General features: G+C 46.7%; 17 protein-coding genes and 1 tRNA gene. 16 read left to right on the top strand and 2 right to left on the bottom strand.

Annotation, left to right across the window (positions count from 1 at the left end; genetic code table 11):
• Positions 1-165 precede the first annotated feature (165 nt).
• Positions 166-330 carry a hypothetical protein gene (locus tag BMW94_RS28525; protein ID WP_175480876.1) on the top strand — a complete coding sequence of 55 codons (165 nt, stop codon included), beginning with the start codon at positions 166-168 and terminating at the stop codon, positions 328-330.
• 383 nt (positions 331-713) lie between these two features.
• Positions 714-4,703 (top strand): S8 family serine peptidase, encoded by a 3,990-nt coding sequence (locus BMW94_RS28520; RefSeq protein ID WP_091001995.1) that lies wholly within the window; start codon positions 714-716, stop codon positions 4,701-4,703.
• A 235-nt stretch (positions 4,704-4,938) separates the two neighbouring features.
• Here BMW94_RS28520 and BMW94_RS28515 read toward each other — a convergent pair whose 3' ends face one another.
• Positions 4,939-6,171 (bottom strand): CynX/NimT family MFS transporter, encoded by a 1,233-nt coding sequence (locus tag BMW94_RS28515; protein ID WP_091001994.1) that lies wholly within the window; start codon positions 6,169-6,171, stop codon positions 4,939-4,941.
• Between the two features lie 159 nt (positions 6,172-6,330).
• Positions 6,331-6,404 (bottom strand) — tRNA-Arg (locus BMW94_RS28510).
• A gap of 325 nt (positions 6,405-6,729) precedes the next feature.
• Between BMW94_RS28510 and BMW94_RS28505 the strand changes: the two genes are divergently transcribed.
• The 14 genes from BMW94_RS28505 to cobA all read left to right on the top strand — a co-directional run bounded on the left by BMW94_RS28505 (position 6,730) and on the right by cobA (position 24,440).
• On the top strand, positions 6,730-7,572 hold the full coding sequence (locus BMW94_RS28505) for a hypothetical protein (RefSeq protein WP_091001999.1): 843 nt from the start codon (positions 6,730-6,732) through the stop codon (positions 7,570-7,572).
• Positions 7,573-7,707: 135 nt separating this feature from the next.
• Positions 7,708-9,048 (top strand): trigger factor, encoded by a 1,341-nt coding sequence (gene tig, locus BMW94_RS28500; RefSeq protein WP_091001993.1) that lies wholly within the window; start codon positions 7,708-7,710, stop codon positions 9,046-9,048.
• 376 nt (positions 9,049-9,424) lie between these two features.
• Positions 9,425-10,015, top strand: coding sequence for an ATP-dependent Clp endopeptidase proteolytic subunit ClpP (gene clpP / locus BMW94_RS28495; protein ID WP_091001992.1), 591 nt, complete (start codon positions 9,425-9,427; stop codon positions 10,013-10,015).
• Positions 10,016-10,027: 12 nt separating this feature from the next.
• Positions 10,028-11,281 carry an ATP-dependent protease ATP-binding subunit ClpX gene (gene clpX / locus BMW94_RS28490; protein ID WP_091001991.1) on the top strand — a complete coding sequence of 418 codons (1,254 nt, stop codon included), beginning with the start codon at positions 10,028-10,030 and terminating at the stop codon, positions 11,279-11,281.
• 123 nt (positions 11,282-11,404) lie between these two features.
• Complete coding sequence (ispG, locus tag BMW94_RS28485; RefSeq protein WP_091001990.1) at positions 11,405-12,502, top strand: flavodoxin-dependent (E)-4-hydroxy-3-methylbut-2-enyl-diphosphate synthase; 1,098 nt, start codon at positions 11,405-11,407, stop codon at positions 12,500-12,502.
• A 169-nt stretch (positions 12,503-12,671) separates the two neighbouring features.
• Entirely contained in the window at positions 12,672-14,429 is a 1,758-nt protein-coding gene (gene lonB, locus BMW94_RS28480; protein WP_091001989.1) for an ATP-dependent protease LonB, read from the top strand.
• A gap of 86 nt (positions 14,430-14,515) precedes the next feature.
• Complete coding sequence (gene lon / locus BMW94_RS28475) at positions 14,516-16,855, top strand: endopeptidase La (RefSeq protein WP_091001988.1); 2,340 nt, start codon at positions 14,516-14,518, stop codon at positions 16,853-16,855.
• A gap of 156 nt (positions 16,856-17,011) precedes the next feature.
• The gene (gene yihA / locus BMW94_RS28470; RefSeq protein ID WP_091001987.1) at positions 17,012-17,665 is read left to right on the top strand and encodes a ribosome biogenesis GTP-binding protein YihA/YsxC; all 654 of its coding nucleotides are present in this window, start codon (positions 17,012-17,014) and stop codon (positions 17,663-17,665) included.
• A gap of 269 nt (positions 17,666-17,934) precedes the next feature.
• Positions 17,935-18,525, top strand: a complete 591-nt coding sequence (locus BMW94_RS28465; protein ID WP_091001986.1) for a non-ribosomal peptide synthetase module — start codon at positions 17,935-17,937, stop codon at positions 18,523-18,525.
• Positions 18,526-19,028: 503 nt separating this feature from the next.
• Positions 19,029-20,417: a glutamyl-tRNA reductase gene (gene hemA, locus BMW94_RS28460; protein WP_091001985.1), complete on the top strand. Its 1,389-nt coding sequence runs from the start codon at positions 19,029-19,031 to the stop codon at positions 20,415-20,417.
• 53 nt (positions 20,418-20,470) lie between these two features.
• Complete coding sequence (gene ccsA, locus BMW94_RS28455) at positions 20,471-21,259, top strand: cytochrome c biogenesis protein CcsA (protein WP_091001998.1); 789 nt, start codon at positions 20,471-20,473, stop codon at positions 21,257-21,259.
• A 4-nt stretch (positions 21,260-21,263) separates the two neighbouring features.
• Positions 21,264-21,914, top strand: coding sequence for a precorrin-2 dehydrogenase/sirohydrochlorin ferrochelatase family protein (locus tag BMW94_RS28450; protein WP_091001984.1), 651 nt, complete (start codon positions 21,264-21,266; stop codon positions 21,912-21,914).
• Between the two features lie 2 nt (positions 21,915-21,916).
• On the top strand, positions 21,917-22,873 hold the full coding sequence (gene hemC / locus BMW94_RS28445; protein ID WP_091001983.1) for a hydroxymethylbilane synthase: 957 nt from the start codon (positions 21,917-21,919) through the stop codon (positions 22,871-22,873).
• Positions 22,874-22,877: 4 nt separating this feature from the next.
• Positions 22,878-24,440, top strand: coding sequence for a uroporphyrinogen-III C-methyltransferase (cobA, locus tag BMW94_RS28440; protein WP_091001982.1), 1,563 nt, complete (start codon positions 22,878-22,880; stop codon positions 24,438-24,440).
• Positions 24,441-24,516: the final 76 nt, after the last annotated feature.

Here is a 24,516-nt window from a genome sequence, read left to right as displayed (position 1 = left end):
ATAGCAGTGGAGGTTATTCGTGTTGGTCGGAAAAAGTATAACACGAAAAAAGAACTCATCCAACAAGAAATGCTTGACAAACATTAGCTGGTTTTAGTTCGACAGGCCTACCACTATGACCGTCCTACCAGACTGGCGGATGGTGAACAGGGTATAGAGGGCTGGTTGGCTCATTTTGGAGGGGACTATTTTGATGGGTTGAGTCAGGAGCAAATTCGGAGAATCTGTCGTGAAACGAGCCAAATCGTTGTGCCGAAGCTCTGGAAAGAAGATGCAATCTATGCCGATTATAAGCGTCTTCGAATTGAAGCAGTGAAGCCGCGCAGTTAAATAATTAAAAGATGTATCTTTGTTAAATGAATTAATAGCATATTTTTCATGAAATCCATTAATCAAAATTAGACTAGGAATCTCTTTCATAATGAAGAGGCTCTTGGTCTTTTTTCCTATGCCGTATTTTAAAAATTGAAATATTCAATCGACAAATAAATACAATTTCACGCTTTTCTCTTACTCAAGAACCATATAAGTAATTTTGATATCATATTTGTAATTATTTAGAAGGAAAATGTGCTATTTTAGTAGAATAATTTACCAAGGGTCAATCTTCTTGCAGATAGGGCGGTGAGTTGTCACAGGTATTGCAGTACTTGTCATAGCAGGACCCAAGCAATTGGTGAGGTATTTTTATATTGAGAAGGAGGGGCATAGCCTTGAATAAACGATTGATATCCATATTGTTAAGTATCCTAATGACTTTTTCTATCATCATGCCAGCGGCCGGAGCCGCTCCTGTAAGTGTCCAGCTTGAGAATTCGCTAAGCAAGGCCGAAGCCACACAATGGAGAGAGATTCTTGCCCAGCGGGAAGGAAAGCTTGCAGCAGATCCATTTTTGGACAAGAGCTTGGAAGGTCTTGGGGGAGAGAAAACAAGAGTAATTGTTGAGCTCTCCAATAAACCAGTTGCTGTTGCGCAAGGCGAATCTACCCTCTCAGGAAAATCTTTTACCTCCTCTATGGAAACAAAGGCTGTGACACAAGTCGAACAACAACAACAGTCATTTGTACATAGCCTCACTCAGAATAAAATCAAACACGAAGTATTGGAAAATTACGCATATGCCCTCAATGGTGTAGCCATCGAACTTAAGGGTAACCAATTGGGACAGTTGCTTCGCATACCGGGCGTAGTCAGTGTATACCCTGACCTTGAAATTACCGTAGCCCCGGAAACAGATGAAGTAAACCCTTATATGAAAGATACTGCACCATTTATTGGCGCCCCTGAAGTATGGAATCTGGGATACAAAGGAAAAGGTGTCAAAGTTGGTGTTATTGATACGGGAATCGATTATGAGCATCCTAATTTGCAAGAAGCCTACAAAGGTGGATGGGATTTCGTAGGAAATGACAATGATCCTTACGAAACGACGCATGAAGAATGGAAGGCTTCGGGTCAACCGGAATTCAATGAAACCGGAAGCGCGTATTATACTTCCCATGGTACTCACGTAGCGGGTACAATTGCAGCTCGTGAAGCAGGAGAATACGGCATTGTCGGGGTTGCTCCCGAAGCTGATATCTATGCCTATCGTGTTCTTGGACCCTATGGCAGTGGACAAACCTCATGGGTACTAGGGGGAATTGATCGTTCCGTTGCTGATGGTATGGACGTAATCAATCTCTCGCTGGGTAACGCTGCCAATGATCCGAGTTATATTACGTCGGTTGCTCTTAACAATGCTATGTTGTCTGGCGTGACAGCAGTTGTGGCGAGTGGTAACAGTGGTCCTAACCGCTATACATTGGGCTCCCCAGGGGCATCGGCTATGGCCATCACTGTAGGTAACTCCACAGGTCCTAGCCAAACCATTACAGCCAACACTCATTTCTGGATTGGTGAGGAAGGTAAAGGTATACTTCCTGAAGAACAACCTGTCCCCGAAGTTGAGCCATCTCCTGAACTGGGAACAGCACCGGGTACGGATACGTCTGAAGTTCCGGCTCAAGGCGAACCATCAGCGACATCGGAAGACGCGACAAGCGAAGAAGCTTCATCAACAAACGAAGCGGCATTGTCTGGAACAGCGTCTGCTGATGCTACAGCTTTAGATGTGGAAGCCAGCCAATCCGAAGAGGGTGTTCAACCAGCATCACCTTCGGCACCAGTCGAAACCTCTCCAGAGGTTGCACCTGTGAAAGAAGAGCCTGCTACTGCTCCAACTGGAACAGAGCCAAATCCACAGGCTGTTACTGAGTCGGTGTACCGACTTGATGTGATGGGCTGGAGCCTGTCGGCAGATCCGGAATCCGTTTTGACAGATCAATATGGGCTGGTATTTGCAGGGTTGGGTAAAGCGACCGACTTTGAAGGCAAGGATTTTACAGGCAAAGTGGCTTTTGTTCAGCGCGGTGAGCTGGCATTTGTGGAGAAAGTAGCCAATGCCAAAGCTGCTGGTGCAGTTGCTATTATCGTATATAACAATATTCCAGGCCCGATCGGCGTAAGTTTGGGAGATAATTTTGAACTTATTCCAACCTTGAGCATGTCGAAGGAAGATGGAGAAAGTATCAAGGCTGAACTGGATGCCGGTCAACGTGTTGAAGTAAGCTTCAGTGACTTTATTAAAGGTCAAACGGCTGGCGATGAAATGAATGCATCCAGCTCCCGCGGACCAGCCAAGGTGACTCTGGATATCAAACCGGATGTAGTTGCACCGGGTACCAGCATTCTCTCTACAGTTCCTGCCTATGGCAAGGACGAGCCTGGAGCAGATTATTCACAGGCTTATGATCGTAAATCAGGTACAAGTATGGCTACACCGCATGTTGCTGGACTGGTTGCCCTGTTGATTGAGAAGCACAGTGACTGGACACCTTTTGATATCAAAGTTGCACTCATGAACAATAGTAAAGTTCTCGACACGACAAAATACGATGTGTTTGATCAAGGTGCAGGACGTATTCAAGCAGTAAAAACGATTGATCCTGCTGCATTTGTTAAAGTATTGGACGTTACGAAATACACAGAGAATGGCGTGGCTGTCGAGAAGCCTAATGTTACAGGTAGTGTCAATTTCGGCAACTTCCTGAGCACGGACGAAAAAACCATCAGCAAAACGATCAAAGTGGAGTCGCTGAATGGCAGTGGTGGAAACTACACTGTAAGCGTGAATCCAACACGTACGGTACCTGGTGTATCCGTTGCGGTGGACAAGAGCTCTTTTACACTGAATGGTGAGGAAGAGTTGCAGGTTACCATTACAGTTCCAAAAGGTGTTACTGCGGTAACAGAAGCGCAAGGATACCTTCAGTTGTCTAATGGAACGGACATATTTACGGTTCCGTATGTCGCACATTTCAACCTTACCCTGGCAGGCGTTAAATACATTGAGACTGTCAAAGGTACAGAGAAGAACCCGTTCCATTATCCATTGAAGTCGGATGGTACCCTGGATACACTTAATGTAGCTATGGAATTCTATAATCCGATGAATTTTGCCCTTATTGAGATCTTTGATGGCCTTAACCCTGAGGGGGGCTATTATGGTGATGGATATATTGGATCTATTTTTGGGAACTACTACAATTTCGCTGCCAACACAAGATATACTCTGGCTTGGGATGGACAGTATGCTGACTACACTACCGACGAGGTAACGACTATTCCAGATGGTCTTTATACGGTTGACATCACTACAATCGGTGTGGATGGCAAAACGTATATCGAAGATACTTCTCCATTCTTGGTGAAAAAAGCAGCGCCGGTTGTAACAGCACCGGATAAGTTGGAATTCAAGCAAGATGAATCTGTTGTTATTGATGGCAGCGTGGAGGATTTGTACTTCCGTGTTGCTCCTTCACTTAAAGAGAACTGGAACATTGAGTTTGATCCAGCGGCTGCCTTGAAAGCAACGTACGTCCTGAAAAAAGAGGATGGTTCGATTTACAAGGAGGGTGTATTTGAAGTAAAACCTGATGGTAGCTTCACACTTCCTTTAGAAGGCATCCAAGCAGGTGAATATGCTGTTGAACTTACGGTAAAAGACCAACAAGGGCTTTCTGGTAAGGCCACTACGGCTCTGAGTTTGAAATCCAAGGAGACTGAGCCGGAAACTCCAGCTGTCAAAGCGCCTGGAACACCTGTGTTGTCTCATAATAATTGGGTTGGTAATGGCCTGAGCGAAGGCTCATATATCGTTACCATGAACCTGTGGTGGGGCGAGAACGCCACCAGCTACAAGCTTTATGAGGACGGGGTTTTGATCGATACGCAGAAGTTGACCTACAATGCGCCTCTGGCACAGTTTGCCCAAACGAAGATCACTGGCAAAGCCAATGGCGCCTATACGTACGTAGCCGAGCTAACGAACGATAAAGGGACCACGCGGAGTCAGACACTGACAGTCAAGGTTACCAACGCATCGCCAGGCAAAGCAGTTCTCTCTCAAGACAACTGGGATGGCGACGGCAATTATAAGGTTACTATGAACTTGTGGTGGGGAACCAATGCCACGGAATACCGGCTCTACGAAAATGATAAGTTGATCGACACCCAAGCACTCAAGGCGGTTACGCCTAATGCGCAAAGTGCTGTTACTTCGCTGACTGGGCGCACTTCCGGCACGTATACGTACCGGGCTGAGTTAATCAACGCAGCTGGTGTCACCAGCACGGACAAGATCACGGTAAAAGTGAAGTAAGTTCTTCGGTACTAAATAATTGAAGGAATTGTTATTCGCATATGCGGTCTTCATCCTGAACTCACAGGATGGAGGCCGTTTTATTATTTTTTTGCCTCGTAAATGGATGACTACTCTTGGTCCTGTTAAGTTGTGAATTGAATATAGTTCGCATGAAAGTGCGTCATAAATAAAACGCCCCCTTAGAAAGACGGGTTTTGTTAGCCTGTCACTCATGAGGGGAGCGTAAATTAATCTAACCGATCACTCGATTCTTGCTGGCATTTATACCTGCGATCAGTAATACAATGGCAAGGAGAACCTGTACCAGCAGTGGAAGGGTCCATCCTTGTGTCCAATCATGAAGCACGCCGAACAGCAACGGTCCGACGGCCGCCAGCATGTATCCAAAGGATTGAGCCATACCTGAAAGTCCCGCAGCCTGTCTTGCATCGGACGTACGCAGTACAAAAAACATGGTTACAAGTCCGAACGAAGCCCCGGCTCCAACACCAGCCAAAGCAACACCGACGGTTACGAGAGAGGAAATGCCGCTTAAAAGGAATGCATATCCCAGAATCAGACAAGAGCCTGTGATTGCTGTCAACTTACGTTGATCCTTCATTCGTCCAGCCAGAATGGGAACGATGAACGTTACCGGAACACTAACCATTTGCATCAGAGACAACATCCAGCCCGCTGAAGAGGAACTGAAACCCTGATCAGATAGAACCTCAGGCAGCCAGGTAATTGTCGTGTAAAAAATTAAAGATTGCAATCCCATGAATAGTGTGACATGCCAGGCTAAGGAAGATGTGATTAGACGAACCGGCTTCGCTTCTGTTCTCGAAGACACGTAAACTTCGGCGCGACGCCCAGAACGGACATGAGGCAGCCAGAGAATGAGGGCCAGAATAGACAATATAGCCCACATGCCCAGTGAAGCGTGCCATCCCATGGAGGTTAAGCCTGCCGCGGGAACACTGATTCCTGAGGCGATAGCGCCCCATATATTCATGGACACGGAATAGAGGCCGGTAACGAGCCCTACTCGCAATGGGAAATCTCGCTTGATTAGACTGGGCAGCAATACGTTGCTCAGGGCAATGCCGCATCCAAGGATCGCTGTTCCTATGAAGAGAACGGGAACAGAGGGCATAAACCGGAGGGCTACACCTATGGTCACAAGAATTATGGCAGTTAACAGGGCGGTTTCTAGTCCGAATCTTCGCGCCAGTTTTGGAGCAAACGGAGAAATTGCCGCGAAGGCAAGTAAAGGGAGAGAGGTAAGCAAGCCTGCCATTGTATGACTTATTCCGGTATCTGTACGAATTAGTTCCACAATTGGACCTGTTGCCGTAATAGGTGAACGCATGGTCGCTGCAATAACGATAATGCCTGCCAGCAAAAGCCCAAGTTTCATGGATGCTGACGATGAATTATCGACTGCAGAGCGGTCAGGTGAGTTTTGGTGTAAAGATGAGGGCATGGTATGGTAAATCTCCTATAGTTTATTTGTCTAATATGTATACATTGATACATACCTATACACAAACAAGCATAACATCCCGTGTCAACATCAGCCGATTAACGTATTCAATCATCCTAGAACGCAAAAAAAGCTTCCCGAAGGAAGCTTTCTTTATTACGTCCCAGGAGGGATTCGAACCCCCGACCGACGCCTTAGAAGGGCGTTGCTCTATCCAGCTGAGCTACTGAGACATGAAATTTTTCAAGCAAAATTGATTTTATCATAAATAATGATGAATATCAAACATTTTATTTTAAACTATTTTTCGTATATGATATTTGGCGGCAGTAACGTTTTTTTCATTATATTTAAGGTTATGTTAGAATATCAGAAGAACTCAAAAAATAGATCGACTTTCGTTTAATATACATCTATTTATGGTTGATTGCGACTGGAGATTCAGGATACAGAGGAGGTGCTCCTATTAAGGAATCCACGACCCCGGAAACCGAGCACAGTAACAATATCGTGCTGTTTCCTAAGACGCTGGACTATTACCAGATTCAATTGACGGTTATGCTAGAAAATGAACGATATGGTGAAGCGATGGATCTGCTTCGCTTTTTGCTGCAATGCCAAGGGCAGGAAGAACGGCATTACGATGAATGGCGAGCATTACTCGAATGGCTTGAAGCTGCTTTCCCTCATTTTGGGGAAGATTTACCCGTGGTGCACGAAGAGCGTGAAGAAGAGGAAATCAGTGAAGAGGACATGGCCCGCCAACATGCCCGCTCTAAGCTTGAGCAGGATGATGGCTATGCGGATAAACTGCTTCGTACCGTGATGGAGGAACCTTTATCTGAACAAACCATGCTGGCGCTGGAGCAGCTTGCGTATCTCGATCGGCCAGAAATTGATGATTCGCTTACCGGTTGGCTCCAAGACAAGACACTGCATCCCTTGCTTCAGTTCCGTGTGCTTCAGACATTACGCCGCCGAGGTGTCCATGGCATTATTACATTTACTCGTGGGGAAGAGCCGGTTGAAGTGGAGATTGATACTGTTCCGCTTAGACCCGAGGATTTCCCGATTCAGATTGTTCAGATTCTGGAAAGAGTTGCAGATCAGACGGAGGTTCATGAACCTACGCTCTTTTATTTTGCACAAGAACTGTGGATTCAATATGTCATGGCCGTGTACGGAACCCGTGATTATATGTCGATGCTGGAAGAAAATGATTCCATGACAGACATATGGGCAGCCGCTCTACATATGACCGTTGCAGACAGTCTGGGCGGTTCCCATGACGAGGAAGATACTCGCTCAATGTATGCTGTGACAGGGGCGATGCGCTTTCGTCTGGAGCAAGCATATCGATCGATGAAGCAGTTTGTTTCGGCGGGTTTGGACGGTCAATAGGAGCCGGAAACGTTTTCCTCAAACCGTATCAAGGGATTCCCCTTGAAAAAGAATCTAATCTTGTTTATACTAAAATGGTTATTTTGTACGTGATTGCCTACGTGAACATGCGAATTTTGGAGGGGAAAGTATACAATGAAAGCAACTTGGGAAAAGATAGAGAAGAACCTTGGGGTTCTTGAGGTTGAAGTGGGTGCAGATCGTGTAACTGCAGCACTCGACAAAGCTTTTAATAAAGTCGTTAAACAAGCAAACGTACCTGGATTCCGTAAAGGTAAAGTTCCACGTCCAATTTTCGAAGCTCGTTTTGGTGTGGAAAGCCTGTATCAAGAAGCAATCGACATTTTGCTTCCTGAAGCTTACACAGAAGCAATCGACCAAACGGATATCTTCCCGGTTGATCGTCCTGATGTAGATATCGAACAATTCGCTAAAGGACAAGTATTCAAGTTCAAAGCGAAAGTAACCGTTAAACCTGAAGTTACACTGGGTGACTACAAAGGCGTTGAAGTTGCTGTAGCCAAACATGAAGTAACGGATGTAGAAGTGACTGAAGAGCTCGAGCGTCTTCAACAACGTCACGCAGAACTCGTTGTGATCGACGAAGGTTCTGCACAAAACGGCGATGTTGCTGTAATCGACTTTGACGGTTCCGTTGATGGTGTACCGTTCGAAGGCGGACAAGCTGAGCGTTATTCCCTGGAACTTGGTTCCAACACATTCATCCCAGGATTTGAAGAGCAGGTTGTGGGTCTTTCCACAGGCGACTTCAAAGACGTTGAAGTAACTTTCCCAGAGAGCTACCATGCAGCTGAACTGGCTGGCAAACAAGCGGTATTCAAAGTGAAAGTACATGAAATCAAACGTAAACAGCTTCCTGAATTGGATGACGAGTTTGCAAAAGATGTTAGTGAATTCGATACGCTTGAAGAGTACAAAGCTGATCTGAAAAAACAATTGGAATCCCGTAAAGCAGACGAAGCCAAAGCAGCTCAAGAAAATGCTGTTGTAGAAAAAGTGGCTGAAAATGCTGAAGTGGACATTCCTTCTGCAATGGTTGACAGCGAAGTACAAAACATGATGCGTGATTTCGACAACCGTCTGCGCAACCAAGGTATGAACCTGGAAATGTTCCTGAGCTTCTCCGGTCAAACACAAGCTGACCTGAGAGGACAAATGCAGGAAGATGCTTCCAAACGTGTTCGTAACAACTTGGTTCTTGAAGCAGTTGGTAAAGCGGAAAACATCGAAGTGTCTGACGAAGAAGTTAACCAAGAACTCGAAAAAATGGCTGAGTCTTACAAGCGTCCTGCTGAAGAGATTCGTGGCATTCTCGAGGGTAATGGTTCCCTGGACAGCCTTCGTGACGAAGTGAAACTGCGTAAAACGATCGATGTTCTCGTTGAGAACAGTAAAGTCGTTGAAGCTGTTGAAGCTCCAGCTGAAGAAGTTGCTGCAGAAGCTGACGAAAAATAAGACAAGCTGTTATGTAATGAACAGCTGAATAAACGATAAGGCACGTGAATCATTGCGTGCCTTATTTTTAAATTATGGCATCCATTTTATAGAGGATTCAGTAATAATATGGATGGGGTTTGCTGCGGTATTGGTTATGCATATCCAATGTGCTATGGTTCTCCTGCAAATAAAAAAAGGTGAAACGGCATAGGATTGCTCCGATTTGCACATACATAGAAAACATGGTTAAATATGATCAGGCAAAAAAGTAAACTCACGCTGTCTTGACACCACTTGTGAAAAATGACATTGTCACAGGAACGTGTTAGAATGAATTTGGGTTTGCTTTACAGGTAGCCTATGTCTAATTACATGTAGAAAAGAGGTTGGTCTCATGAGTCTGGTGCCAATGGTTGTAGAACAAACCAATCGAGGCGAGCGTTCTTACGATATATATTCGCGTTTGCTGAAGGATCGCATTATCTTTCTAACCAGTGCGATTGATGACGATGTAGCCAATCTTGTCATAGCGCAGCTTTTGTTTTTGGCAGCCGACGATCCTGAGAAGGATATCAGCTTGTACATTAATTCACCTGGTGGTTCTGTCACCGCAGGGATGGGTATATACGATACGATGCAATATATCAAGCCGGATGTATCGACCATTTGCGTAGGTATGGCAGCAAGCATGGGCTCGTTATTGCTGACAGCTGGTGCTCCTGGCAAACGATACGCGCTGACTAACAGCGAAGTGATGATTCATCAGCCGCTTGGCGGCGTTCAAGGACAGGCTGCGGATATCAAAATTCACGCAGAATGGATTATTAAAACACGTCAAAAACTGAATCAAATATACGTCGATCGTACAGGTCAGCCCCTTGAGAAAATCGAGCGGGACACAGACCGTGACTTTTTCATGAGTGCTGAAGAAGCCAAAGCGTACGGCATTATTGACCAGGTGCTCAGCAGACCGATCAATTCCTAAAGGGGTGGTTTCATGTTTAAATTTAACGATGAGAAAGGGCAATTGAAATGCTCTTTTTGCGGTAAATCTCAGGAACAGGTGCGCAAGCTGGTCGCTGGACCGGGCGTTTACATTTGTGATGAATGTATCGAACTGTGCACTGAAATCGTAGAGGAAGAGCTCGGTCATGACGAAGAACTGGACCTCAAAGATATTCCAAAACCGAAAGAAATCCGCGACATTCTTGACCAGTACGTCATTGGACAGGATCAGGCGAAGAAATCTTTGTCTGTAGCGGTTTACAATCACTATAAACGGATCAATACTCAAAGCAAGATTGAGGACGTTGAATTGCAAAAAAGTAACATTTTGCTGTTAGGACCTACGGGTTCTGGTAAAACGTTGCTGGCGCAAACGATGGCCAAAATCCTTAATGTTCCTTTTGCTATTGCTGATGCAACGTCATTGACGGAAGCAGGTTATGTCGGTGAAGATGTAGAGAACATTCTGCTCAAGCTGATTCAAGCTGCTGATTATGATGTGGAAAAAGCAGAGCGCGGCATTATTTATATCGATGAAATTGATAAAGTAGCGCGTAAATCCGAGAACCCATCCATTACACGTGATGTATCGGGCGAAGGTGTTCAACAGGCGCTCCTGAAAATTCTGGAAGGAACTGTAGCTTCTGTACCACCACAAGGTGGTCGTAAGCATCCACATCAGGAATTCATCCAGATTGATACCACGAACATCTTGTTCATTTGTGGCGGTGCCTTCGACGGCCTGGAGCAAATGATCAAACGCCGGATCGGTAAAAAAGTCATTGGCTTTAACACCGTTACGGAACAAAAAGATCTTAAACCAGGTGAATATCTGGGTATGGTATTGCCGGAAGACTTGCTGAAATTTGGTCTGATTCCGGAGTTTGTAGGTCGTTTGCCAGTTATCTCCACTTTGGAGCCGCTGGACGAAGACACATTGGTACGGATTCTTTCCGAGCCAAAAAATGCGCTTACGAAGCAGTACCAAAAACTGCTTGAGCTGGATAATGTGAATCTGGTGTTCGAACCAGGAGCATTGCTTGCGATTGCGAAGGAAGCCATTAAACGTAACACGGGTGCACGTGGACTGCGCGCAATTATCGAGGGCATTATGCTTGAGATTATGTACGAAGTGCCTTCCCGTGATGATGTTACGAACTGTGTCATTACCGAAGAGGTCGTTGAGAAGAGAGTCGTGCCTGAACTGAGTCAAACCAAGGACGACAAGCAGGAAGAAAGTGCCTAACTACAGGTGAACATTCCGTTTCAACACTGAAATATAGACTTGTCAGTTCTCCACTCCTGGCAGAAGGCGAATTCATGTCTCTGTCAGGGTGGAGCTTTGACGTTGTGGGGAGAGAAATCACTCATGTTTTTAAGACAAGATACACGACCCGTAAAAGTGGGGAACTTAACGATTGGTGGCAGCAACGAGGTCATCATCCAGAGCATGTGTACAACGAAAACGGCAGACGTTGAGGCAACCGTGGCAGAGATTTTGCGTTTGGAAGAAGCAGGCTGCCAAGTGGTGCGTGTAACGGTTAACAATGAGGAAGCTGCTGCGGCCATCAAGGAAATCAAAAAACGGATTCATATTCCGCTCGTAGCGGATATCCATTTTAATTATAAACTGGCTCTTCTAGCGATTGAGAACGGCATCGATAAAGTACGGATTAATCCCGGTAATATCGGCAAACGTTCCAAAGTAGAGGAAGTCGTCAAAGCGTGTAAAGAGAAGGGTATTCCGATTCGGATTGGGGTAAACGCGGGTTCTCTGGAAAACCATTTGCTTGAAAAATATGGTTATCCAACAGCTGATGCTATGGTAGAAAGTGCACTTTATCACATTGGTATTCTGGAAGAATTGGATTTTCATGATATTATCGTGTCTCTCAAAGCATCGGATGTACCGATGGCGATCGAGGCTTATTCCAAAGCGGCTGAGATCATCAAGTATCCGTTGCATCTGGGTATTACCGAGGCGGGTACGTTGTTCTCCGGTACAATTAAAAGTTCTGCCGGTATGGGTGCCTTGTTATCCATGGGCATTGGTTCAACGATGCGGATATCGCTTAGTGCGGACCCCGTTGAGGAGATCAAGGTTGCTCGTGACCTGCTCAAAACCTTTGGTCTGATTTCCAATGCAGCTACGCTGATTTCCTGCCCGACCTGTGGTCGTTTGGATATCGATCTGTTCTCCATTGCGAATGAAGTGGAAGAGTATATCTCCAAGCTCAAGGTGCCGATCAAAGTATCGGTGTTGGGTTGTGCCGTTAACGGTCCGGGTGAAGCGAAGGAAGCGGATATCGGTATTGCCGGTGCACGCGGAGAAGGCTTGTTGTTCCGTCATGGTAAAATGATCCGTAAAGTGCCGGAAGAAATCATGGTTGAGGAATTGAAAAAAGAGATCGACAAAATCGTGGAGTCCTATGAAGCAACAGGAGTTATTCCTGGCCGCTCGCACTGATTGATTTATATATCGTTTTGTACAGTCCGTCAGCAATGACGGGCTGTTTTTTTGTTCTCGAACATACAATTTCCTGATCACCCGTTTACGTCTCGGTGAAAAGGCTATACTACCAAGTATTAGCATGATCTCATATGAGAATAGGGACAGAACAGGAGGATGTGGAGACATGGGTGATTTAGGCATGGTCATAATGATGATTCAGTTATTTTTTGGTGTGGTGATCGGTTTGTATTTCTGGAATTTGCTTCGTGGACAGAAAACAAATCGCGGTGCGGTGGAGCGTGAATCCCGCAAGGAACTGGAGAAGCTGCGGAAGTTGCGCTCTATTTCACTCACCAAGCCTCTGGCAGAGAAGACACGTCCGGCAACCATTAATGATATTGTAGGGCAGAAAGACGGACTCCGCGCGCTTAAAGCCGCGCTATGCAGTGCTAATCCACAGCATGTCATTATATATGGACCCCCAGGGGTAGGTAAAACAGCTGCGGCAAGGGTGGTTTTGGAAGAAGCCAAAAAGAATCCGTCATCTCCCTTCAAGGCCGATGCCAAATTCACGGAACTCGACGCCACGACGGCGCGTTTTGATGAACGGGGTATTGCTGACCCTTTGATTGGTTCAGTACATGATCCGATCTACCAGGGAGCAGGAGCGATGGGCGTAGCAGGCATTCCTCAGCCGAAACCCGGTGCCGTTACAAAAGCGCATGGGGGAATGCTTTTTATTGATGAGATCGGTGAACTACATTCTATTCAGATGAATAAACTGCTGAAAGTATTGGAGGATCGCAAGGTCTTTTTGGAGAGTGCGTACTATAACTCGGAAGACACGCATACTCCTGCTTATATCCACGATATTTTTCAAAATGGTCTGCCAGCCGATTTTCGTCTGGTCGGAGCGACAACTCGATCGTCCCATGAACTGCCTCCAGCCTTGCGCTCGCGGTGCATGGAGGTCTATTTCCGTCCATTGCTGCCGGAAGAAATCGGGCAAATTGCGGAAGACGCTGTACAGAAAATCGGATTCAGTCCATGTCCAGAGGCAGTTGATGTGGTCAAGCGCTATGCAACCAACGGCCGTGAAGCAGTCAATATCATTCAGCTCGCTGCTGGGCTGGCCTTGACCGAAAAACGAGAAACGCTGCAGGCGTCGGATGTGGAATGGGTCGCTGGCAGCAGCCAGATTCAGCCCCGGCCAGATCGCAAGGTGCCTTTGCGGCCACAGATCGGTTTTGTGAATGGCTTGGCCGTATATGGACCGAATATGGGCACTATTCTGGAGATCGAAGTATCCGCTGTTCCGGCTCTTCGAGACCAGGGACGAATTAACATCACGGGAGTTGTGGATGAAGAAGAGATTGGAGGCGGTTCGCGCACACTCCGGCGAAAAAGCATGGCTAAAGGTTCGGTTGAAAATGTGATAACCGTATTAAAGGCCATGGGCATTCGTCCTAACGACTATGATTTACACGTCAACTTCCCAGGTGGAACGCCAATTGATGGTCCGTCTGCCGGAATTGCTATGGCCACAGCCATTACATCAGCCATCCAGGGGCGTCCGATTGATCATGAGACAGCGATGACTGGCGAGATCAGTATTCATGGCCGGGTAAAACCGATCGGCGGTGTACTCGCCAAAGTGGAGGCTGCATTCCAGGCGGGTGCAAAGACGGTCATTATTCCGGCAGAGAACTGGCAGTCCATTTTTGAAAATCTGGATGGCTTACGAGTTATCCCGGTCGATACCGTTGAAGACGTATTCCGAGAAGTATTTGACTGGGTACCTAATGAGGAGCAAGCCAAACCAATCAACCTTGCGGAGGATACAGCGACACCTGCACCGGAGATTTTTCCACCGGCATCCGCATCCTATTTACGTGCTGACTTGCCCCGTCCAGGACAGGTTACAGATTCGGGAAGCTGCTAAGCGCTTCCCTTCATTGGTTTTTTATGTGAACATTTGATAGAATAATGAATGACTACAACCTGAGAGCCATTGGAGGTGCGAAAGCGATGGGACCGAGCAAAGCGAAAGGTCGTCGTTTTCCTTTACTGCCTTTAAGAGGACTTCTCGTCTACCCGAGTATGGTACTGCATCTCGATGTGGGCCGGGAAAAATCGGTCAAGGCTTTAGAAAAAGCGATGGTAGAAGAACATTTGATTCTCCTATGTTCCCAAGCCGAGGTAAATATTGAAGAACCAACACAAGAGGACATTTTCAGAATCGGAACGGTTGCCAAGGTCAGACAGATGCTGAAGCTTCCAAACGGGACGATTCGTGTACTTGTGGAAGGCTTGGAACGGGCTGAAATTATTGAATATACGGACAACGAGGAATACTATGAAGTGCTGGCACAAGAGCTTCCTGAAGAGGAGAACAGTCATCCAGAAACGGATGCGCTGATGCGTACAGTTCTGAACCAGTTCGAAAATTATATTAATCTGTCCAAAAAGGTTACACCGGAGACACTTGCGGCTGTGTCCGATATTGAAGAACCAGGTCGCTTGGCCGATGTCATCACCAGTCACCTGTCCTTGAAGATCAAGGACAAACAGGAGATATTGGAGACCATCGACGTTCGTGAACGGCTGGAGAAGCTGCTGGACATCCTGAACAATGAGCGGGAAGTACTGGAGCTTGAACGCAAAATCAGCCAGCGTGTGAAGAAACAGATGGAGAAAACCCAGAAAGAATATTATCTGCGCGAGCAGATGAAGGCGATTCAGAAAGAGCTGGGTGAGAAAGAAGGCCGTGCCGGCGAGGTTGAGGAGCTCCGAAATCAGATGGAGGCTCTTGGCTTGCCGGACAAGGTGAAGGAAAAGGTTGAGAAAGAAATTGATCGACTGGAGAAAATGCCATCAAGTTCTGCCGAAGGCGGCGTTATTCGCAACTATGTGGATTGGCTGCTGGGACTGCCTTGGACGCAGATGACAGCCGACGATCTGGACATTCAGAAGGCTGAAGATGTGCTAAATGCAGATCACTACGGTTTGGAAAAACCGAAAGAACGTGTGCTTGAATATCTGGCTGTTCAGAAGCTGGTAAAAAAGCTTAAAGGACCGATCCTCTGTCTGGTTGGACCTCCAGGAGTCGGGAAAACGTCACTTGCCCGCTCCATCGCCAGATCGCTTGGACGCGAATTCGTCAGAATATCGCTGGGTGGCGTGCGAGATGAAGCAGAAATTCGCGGTCATCGTCGCACCTATGTGGGTGCAATGCCAGGCCGTATCATTCAGGGCATGAAGACGGCGGGTTCTCTTAATCCGGTTTTCCTGCTGGACGAGATTGATAAAATGGCTTCGGACTTCCGCGGAGATCCTTCCGCAGCATTGCTTGAAGTACTTGATCCCGAACAGAACAACACGTTTAGTGATCACTTTGTAGAGTTGCCGTTTGACTTATCTAACGTTATGTTTATTACAACCGCCAATACAGTGCATAACATTCCACGTCCACTTCTGGACCGGATGGAGATGCTCAATATTCCGGGGTACACCGAGCTAGAGAAGCTGCAAATCGCCAAAAACTATTTGCTGCCGAAACAGAAACAGGACCATGGCCTGGAAGAAGATCAGCTGAATATCGGGGATGACAGCTTGCTGCGTGTCATTCGTGAATATACACGAGAGTCCGGCGTGCGGAATTTGGAACAGCAGATGGCTTCATTATGCCGGAAAGCGGCCAAAAACGTCGTGTCTGGTGTGGAAGGTCAGATTAACATTACACCGGATGAAGTAAAGGATTATCTTGGTCCGGGTAAATTCCGCTATGGTATGGCCGAACTGGAAGACCAGATTGGTACGGTGACGGGACTAGCGTGGACTGAAGTGGGTGGAGATACCCTCGTGATCGAGGTTACCGTTGTACCTGGAACAGGCAAGCTGACGCTGACAGGTAAACTTGGCGATGTCATGAAGGAATCGGCTCAAGCGGCATTCAGCTACACCCGATCCAAAGCTGCACAGCTTGGCATTCCGTCTGACTTCCATGAGAAGAACGATATCCATATCCACGTTCCGGAAGGAGCCATTCCAAAGGATGGACCATCCGCCGGAATTACAATGGCGACTGCGTTGATCTCTGCTCTAACAAACAAACATGTCTCCAAAGACATTGCCATGACTGGCGAAATAACGCTGCGTGGCCGTGTGTTGCCGATCGGCGGACTTAAGGAAAAATCACTGGCGGCTCACCGCGCCGGTTACAAAAAAATATTATTGCCCAAGGATAACGAACGGGACCTGCGGGATATTCCGGACAGCATCAAAGAAGATGTGGAATTTGTTCCTGTAGCCCATATGGATCAGGTGCTGCAGCATGCGCTTGTGGAACAGGCAGGAATACCCCTGTAGTCCGTTTAACGAGGGATCGTATGAAGAGTAAACCGTTCTGCGGAAGCTTTGGCGTCCGCTGGAACGGTTTTTTTGGTATGATAGAACAATCCATGGCATAATACCAACAACAGCTCTAAGTAAGAGCACAGGAGTTCAAGAGAGGACAGATACATTATGAAAGTAAATCAATCCGAATTTATTATCAGTGCCGTTCGGCCTGAACAATACCCCGAGGACGGCCTGCCCGAGATTGCCTTGGCGGGACGATCCAATGTAGGGAAGTCATCTTTAATCAACCGTTTGATTAATCGCAAAAACTTGGCACGGACAAGTTCTACCCCTGGTAAGACACAGCAACTGAACTATTATAAGATCAATCAGGATCTCTACTTCGTCGATTTCCCGGGATATGGCTACGCTAAAGTTTCCAAAGAGCAACGCTTTGCCTGGGGCAAAATGATGGAGAAGTACTTGTTGGGACGCGAGGAATTGAAACTGGTCATGCAAATGGTGGATATGAGACATGAACCGTCCAAGGATGACATGATGATGAATGAATGGCTTCGCCATCATGGTTTACCTTTGGTTGTGGTAGCGACGAAGATGGACAAGATTCCAAAAACGCGTAGAGCCAAACATATTAAAGTCATCAAGGAAGCTTTGGATCTTCGCCCTGGTGATCTGTTTGTACCGTTTTCATCAGAAGAAGGTTTAGGGAAAGAAGAATTATGGGAGATCATCACCCGCTTTGCCGGAATCGGTCAAGCTTCAGCGGAAGAAGAGCCACAGGCTGAGGAAAATCACGAAGACCACGAAATTAACGGATAACCGGGGATTACGCCACACGTTGATGCAGGAAAGCGAGCAACTGGGGTGAATCTTTGATGAGATCAAGGTTTAATCCATATTTTATGGTTTTTCGTGAAAATTCATTGTTTTATTTTGGGGTGAAATAGCTATACGGTAGTGTATAATGAGTGTAGGTGCATTTGTGCCAACAGTACCAAAGTAGCTGCCTTGCCGACCTGAAGAATTTTGAGATCACTGCCGCATGTGCAGGAAGACAAAACAATCGGGAAAGAATTGAGGAGATTTTTATGGCTCAGCGATTAGCCACAGAGTATGTTAAAGCGACTTTGAAATTGTCAGAACCCCAGATGCATCAGTTTTTGCGCATGACAGAAGATGGCCGGATTCATCAACGTGTGAAGGTGATGGAGAATGGCTGCCAGGAAATTGTACTCGTGGATGTGAGTGGAGAAGAAGTTCATTTCCCTTTTGACCGTAGGGAAGGGTTTTACATCTGTGAGTTATCTTGCCGCCTGGTAAACCATTATCTGACGAACGTAGTCCGGAAGCTCTTTATGACCTTTAAGGGTGATGGCGTTGTTCATCGCATTTATGAGGAGTTCACCATGACGTATGTTTATACTCAGGGCGTTGTCCGTAAAATTGTGGAGCAGACCGGCGAGAATACCCGTGTCATCTACGAATACAAAAATACGTTGCTTGAATTGCAGCGTGTGTTCCAGGCTCGAGATATTGAACGCGAGATAAACCGGTTATACGCCGAGGTTGATTCGTTACTCGATACAAGAATGGATGCTTCTACTTCTGATCAACTCCAGCAGATTGATGAAAAGCTTGTGCGCCACCAGAAACGGCTGTTTGAGCTTGAAGCCTACTGACCCAAAAGAGTGAATTATACAAGTATCTAACTAACCATCCCCTAATGCTCTGATCTGGCACATTCCAGGCAGAAGCGAAAGGGGATTTCTTAATTTTGGGAGCTTGATGGGCACGGAATCTTTTGTTTTTTGATCTTCCTAAAAGAGGTTGCATTCCGTTTGATTAGATGTTATTTTTAATCTCTGTTCACATATCGGGATGGAACGAATAGGATTCCAAACCTGAATAGTCATGGAGTCATCCATGGCTATTTGTTTTATATGGAATTTTCATGAATCTTTATCATTAAAACAAGTATTTAACGCATAACGGTGAAGATTGGTGAGACACTACAATAAATGACAATGCATAAGATGATTTACATGGGGATTTCATAAACATTTCATAAAAATGGCCGGGTCATAGTATGGATGTGTGATATAATTAACCATGTCAATCATAAATGGATGAACATATGTAGAAAACACTTTGATTGGAAATTTATTAGGCAGGTGAACTTGCAATGCACATCGTTGTCGTTGGTTTGAATTATCGCACGGCGCCTGTAGAGGTTAGGGAACGATTCACATTTGCAGAAAAGGACTTGTCTGAAGCGCTGCAGCAGCTCAAGCTGACCAAGAGTGTATTGGAAGGTGTAATCGTAGCCACATGTAACCGTACCGAGTTGTATGTTGTGGTAGACCGTCTTCACATGTGTGGTTATTTTATTCGGACGTTCATGGAACAATGGTTTAATGTTCCACGGGAAGAATTTACGCAACACTTATATATATATGAAGATGATCAAGCTATGCGCCATTTGTTCCGTGTCATTTGTGGACTGGACTCCATGGTTATTGGCGAGACTCAAATTCTTGGACAGGTGAAACAGGCTTTTTTCAAAGCGCAGGAAGAGAAAGCTACGGGGACCTGGTTTAACATGCTGTTCAAACAGGCTGTTACATTGGGCAAACGAGCACATTCAGAGACCTCGATCGGAGAGAGTGCGGTATCTGTAAGTTATGCTGCTGTTGAACTAGGCAAGCGTATTTTTGGTATGTTTACGGATAAGAAGGTGCTGATTCTGGGTGCTGGCAAAATGAGTGAACTTACGGTAAAACATCTGTATACCAACGGAGCCTCCGAAGTCATTGTGGCGAATCGGACACTTGCGCGAGCTGAGGAATTGGCAGCGAAGTTTCGGGGGACACCTTGTACGATGGAACAGGCGCTGGAGCGGCTGAACGAGGTTGATATTGTCATCAGTTCGACAGGGGCCGAAAGATATGTACTGGATGCCACTGTTGTTCGGGAGAGCATGAAACGTCGTCAATCGCGTCCACTGTTCCTGATTGATATTGCTGTTCCTCGAGATATCGATCCGGCGATTGGTGAGTTATCCAATGTATTCCTTTATGATATTGATGATTTGGAAGGAATCGTGGAGAGCAATTTGGAGATGCGTAAGGTAGAAGCTGCCAAGATCGAGAAAATGATTGAGCTTGAGATGGAAAATTATTATCAATGGCTCAAAACGTTGGGCGTTCGCCCTGTTATTCGGGCATTGCAGGAGAAAGGCGCTTCCATACATGAAGAAACGATGGATAGTCTGTTTAATAAATTGCCTGAACTGGATGAACATCAGCGTAAAGTTATCCGTCGTCTGACCAAAAGCATCGTGAATCAAATGACGACAGATCCGATTAACCGGATTAAGGAAATGGCTGGCACCAAGCACGGTGATGAAGCACTGCGCATGTTTACTCAGATCTTTGCTCTGGAGGATGCAGTAGAGGGGGCCGCTGAGAAAGTAAATCAGAGCGATGCCACGGCTCTGCGCAAACCGGATGCCGTTCATCTTAACGATTCCCGGCAAGACCCCGTGCCGGCTTATGCTCCGGCAGGCGTATAAGGCGGGTGAGCAGCTTGACCCTAGCTGAACAAATCTATGAAGCTTTAATCTATATGTATGCCCTGAGCCTACTGTTCTATTTCTCGGACTGCATTCGACGCAATGCGGGGGCGAAGCGGACAGGCACAGGGTTTCTTGTTGTTGTGTGGGTGCTTCAGGTGTTCCATGTCATTTTGCGTATGTTAACTGAAGGGCATTTCCCAATCTACACCACGTTTGATTTTTTATTTATATTTTCATTTAGCATCGTGCTAGTGTCTCTGGTGATGACTCGGATTCAGCGTTCCGAATTTGTCATTTTGTTGCTGAACGTGGTTGGTTTCTCGGTTACAGTGTTGAACCGGTTGTGGTTTACAGCAGGTGAGATATCTCTGCATAACTGGCAGACAGTGCATGGATTGCTTATTATGCATATCACCTTGGCCAATCTAGGTTTCGCGGCTCTAACAGTAGGTGCTGTATTTGCCATGTTATATCTGTTTTTGCACCGCAAGCTGAAGAATAAGAAATGGAATGATACTGTACGTCGACTGCCGAGTCTTGAAGTGATCGGCAAATATATGGATGGGGCTACACTGATTGGCACACCTCTCCTTGGTGTTTCTATCATGCTTGCCGTATTGTCCATTGTGGCCGAAACGCGCTGGAGCCTGCTCTTGGATCTCAAGGTTATTGCCACGGGGCTTGCCATCGCGATCTATGTGGGATACTTCGTTTTCAAGAGAAGAAAACAGTTCTCCACAGTTATTATGGCGAGATGGACGCTGATCGGATACGGCTTTGTCATTATCAGTTTTTTATCCAATGCGTATTCAGCGTTTCATCGTTGGACGGGAGAGTGAAGGGATGGAACGGTACACGCCAATATTTGTGGATATATCAGGGAAATCCTGCTGCGTGGTTGGAGGCGGACGTGTCGCTGAACGTAAAATAAAAGGTTTGCTTCATGCAGAAGCGCAAATCAAGGTAATTAGTCCGGAAGTGACGCCAACGTTACAACAATTGCATCATGATTCCCGAATTCAATGGCTGGCCCGGTCCTACCGCAATGGAGATTTGCGGGGGGCCTTTCTCGTATATGCAGCAACGGACCATAGTGAAGTGAACACAGCGGTTGTCCAAGAAGCTGAAGATGCGGGTATACTGGTTAATGACGCCATATCTTCTGAGCGAAGCACTTTTATTACACCAAGTGTGGTCAGGCGTGGCAGACTGAGCATTGCGATATCGACCGCTGGAGCAGGGCCGGTGGCCGCAGCAGAAATTCGTGACACCTTGGAACAGCAATTCGGAGATGAGTACGAGACATATATTGAATTTTTGTATCAGATGAGGATGGAAGTAAAGGCACGTGTATCTTCTCCAGGTGTCAGAGCTAAATTACTCCGTCGTTTAACCGAAATAAATGTACTGGAAAAGATCCGTGCAGGTCAGTTTGAGTGGTGGACCGAAGAACAAATTGGGGACTGGATATCCCATAATCAGGAGGACGTGTAGACATGCGGACAATTAAAGTGGGAAGCAGACAAAGCGCACTTGCTTTGACCCAGACAGGCCATGTAATTCAAGATTTACGTGATATTTGTGAGCGGGAAGGATTAGCTTTTGATTTTGAAGTACATAAAATTGTTACAAAAGGAGATTTGATTCTCGATGTAACCCTGTCCAAAGTCGGAGGCAAAGGACTGTTTGTCAAAGAGATTGAACAGGCGATGATGGATCGTACAATTGATATGGCTGTTCATAGTATGAAGGATATGCCTTCCGAGTTGCCAGAAGGGTTGACGAACGGTGCTGTTCCGCGCCGTGCGGATCCTCGTGACGCACTGATTTCGAATGGTGGACTCACTTTGGATCAATTGCCGGAAGGTGCAAGAGTGGGGACGAGCAGTCTGCGTCGATCCAGTCAATTGAAAGCATACCGTCCGGATTTGCAGCTCGAATCGCTTCGTGGCAACATTGATTCCCGTCTGCGCAAGCTGGAAACAGAAGGTCTGGACGCCATTATTTTGGCTGCCGCTGGTCTGTATCGAATGGGCTGGGAGGATCGGATTACGGAATATTTGTCAGAGGAAGCTTGTCTTCCCGCAGTAGGTCAGGGGGCACTCGGCATTGAATGCCGTGAAGATGATGCGGAGCTGCTCCACTTGTTGCAATTGTATAACCATCCCGAAACCGCATTTCCTGTGTTGGCTGAACGTCGCTTTCTTAGTGTATTGAATGGGGGCTGTCAGGTTCCGATTGGAGCTCATGCCGTATGGGTGCCGCAGCAAGATGCAGATTCCCCGAATGGACAAAACACGTTACAATTAACAGGTATGGTCGGCACGCCGGACGGCGGACTGATTCTTAAAGAAGCAATGACGGGCAAAGATCCGGTTCGTCTTGGAGAAGAAGTGGCTTGGAGATTGATTGAACGGGGAGCAGAGCAGATACTGGCAGAAGTTAGGGGATGAAGACATGGTGGGGAAGGTCTTTTTGGTTGGTGCAGGTCCAGGGGACGCCAAGCTGATTACGGTAAAAGGCTGGGAATCGATCGGTCGAGCGGATGCTGTCGTTTATGATCGATTGGCTAGTCCGAGATTACTCAAACAAATGAAGCCCGGCGCGGTTAAGATCTATGTGGGTAAACGGCCGGATCGACATACGATGAAGCAGGAAGAAATCAACCAGCTGTTGGTTGATCTCGCACTGGAAGGCAAGGTTGTGGTCCGGCTTAAAGGGGGAGACCCGACGATATTCGGACGCGTAGGTGAAGAGGCTGATCTGCTTCGCAAAAACGACGTTCCTTTTGAAATCGTACCTGGTGTAACCTCAGCAATAAGTGTACCTGCTTACGCTGGAATACCTGTGACCCACCGCGACTATGCTTCCTCTATTTCCATCATTACGGGGCATGAGAGTCCGGACAAGCTTGACCGCAGTATTCATTGGGATAAAGTGACGAATGCAACAGGCACACTGGTATTTATGATGGGCGTCTCCAAAATCGGCTATATCAGCGAACAGTTGATTCGTCACGGACGCCCGGCGCAAACACCGGTAGCATTGATTCGCTGGGGCACAAGAGCAGAGCAGGATACGATTACAGGCACGCTTGAAGATATCGAAGCAAAAGTGATCGCTGCGAACTTTCAACCACCCGCTGTCATTGTTGTTGGTGAAGTGGTGAACCAGCGCGAACAGTTGAAATGGGCGGAAGCACTGCCGCTGTTTGGCAAACGCATTTTGGTGACGCGAGCACGCAGTCAGGCTAGTGAATTGGTCAACCGGATCGAGGAACTTGGCGGCGAGCCTTACGAATTTCCGGTAATTGAGACCGTGATGCCATCAAGGGAGTCGGCACAGGAAAGTGTCAAACAGGCCTTTGGTGCGTTAAATACGTTTGACTGGGTATTTTTTACGAGTGTAAACGGAGTGGAATTCTTCTTCCGTCATTTGCAGCAACAGGGGAAAGATATTCGCTCCATTCATCAAGCGAGAGTTGCGGCGGTAGGGCCTTCCACTGGGGATGCTTTGCGTAAGTATGGTATCGTAGCGGAAGTCATCCAAGGACCATTTCAGGCCGAAGGTATGCTTGAAGCTTTTGAAAGTGAACTGAAGCAAGGCCAGAGGGTTCTTTTACCGCATGGAGATCTCGCACGCTCCTGGTTGCCTGAACAGTTGAGGGAGCGTGGGCTTCTGGTCACCGAGGCAATTATCTATGAAACCATTCTGGCTGGCGAGGATGACGATGAACTGCTGAAGCTGCTTGAAGAGGGCGGCATTCATGCGATGACCTTCACGAGTTCTTCCACCGTCACCAATTTCATGAGCATTCTGAAACGGATGGGATTGCAGGACCCCTTGCCTTTATTGAAAAATGTTGAAGTTGCGTGTATCGGGCCTGTTACAGCAAAGACGGCAGAAGCAGCAGGCTTGAAGGTCACAATGATGGCCGAAGAAGCAACCATTGAGAGTCTGATTTCTGTTTTATGTGAGTGGAAACGAAAGCCTGCTACAGAAGCTGCATTACCCCGTTAAACATATAATTGAACCGCAATCGATAGATGAAGCGTGCTGAATTCGTTACGATACCGGCGCGCTTCGATTTTTGCTC

The sequence above is a fragment of the Paenibacillus sp. OK003 genome (genome assembly GCF_900109515.1).
Taxonomy (GTDB): Bacteria; Bacillota; Bacilli; order Paenibacillales; family Paenibacillaceae; genus Paenibacillus; species Paenibacillus marchantiae.
The sequence above is the reverse complement of the archived record's forward strand: the minus strand, read 5'-3'. Positions and strand labels throughout refer to the sequence as shown.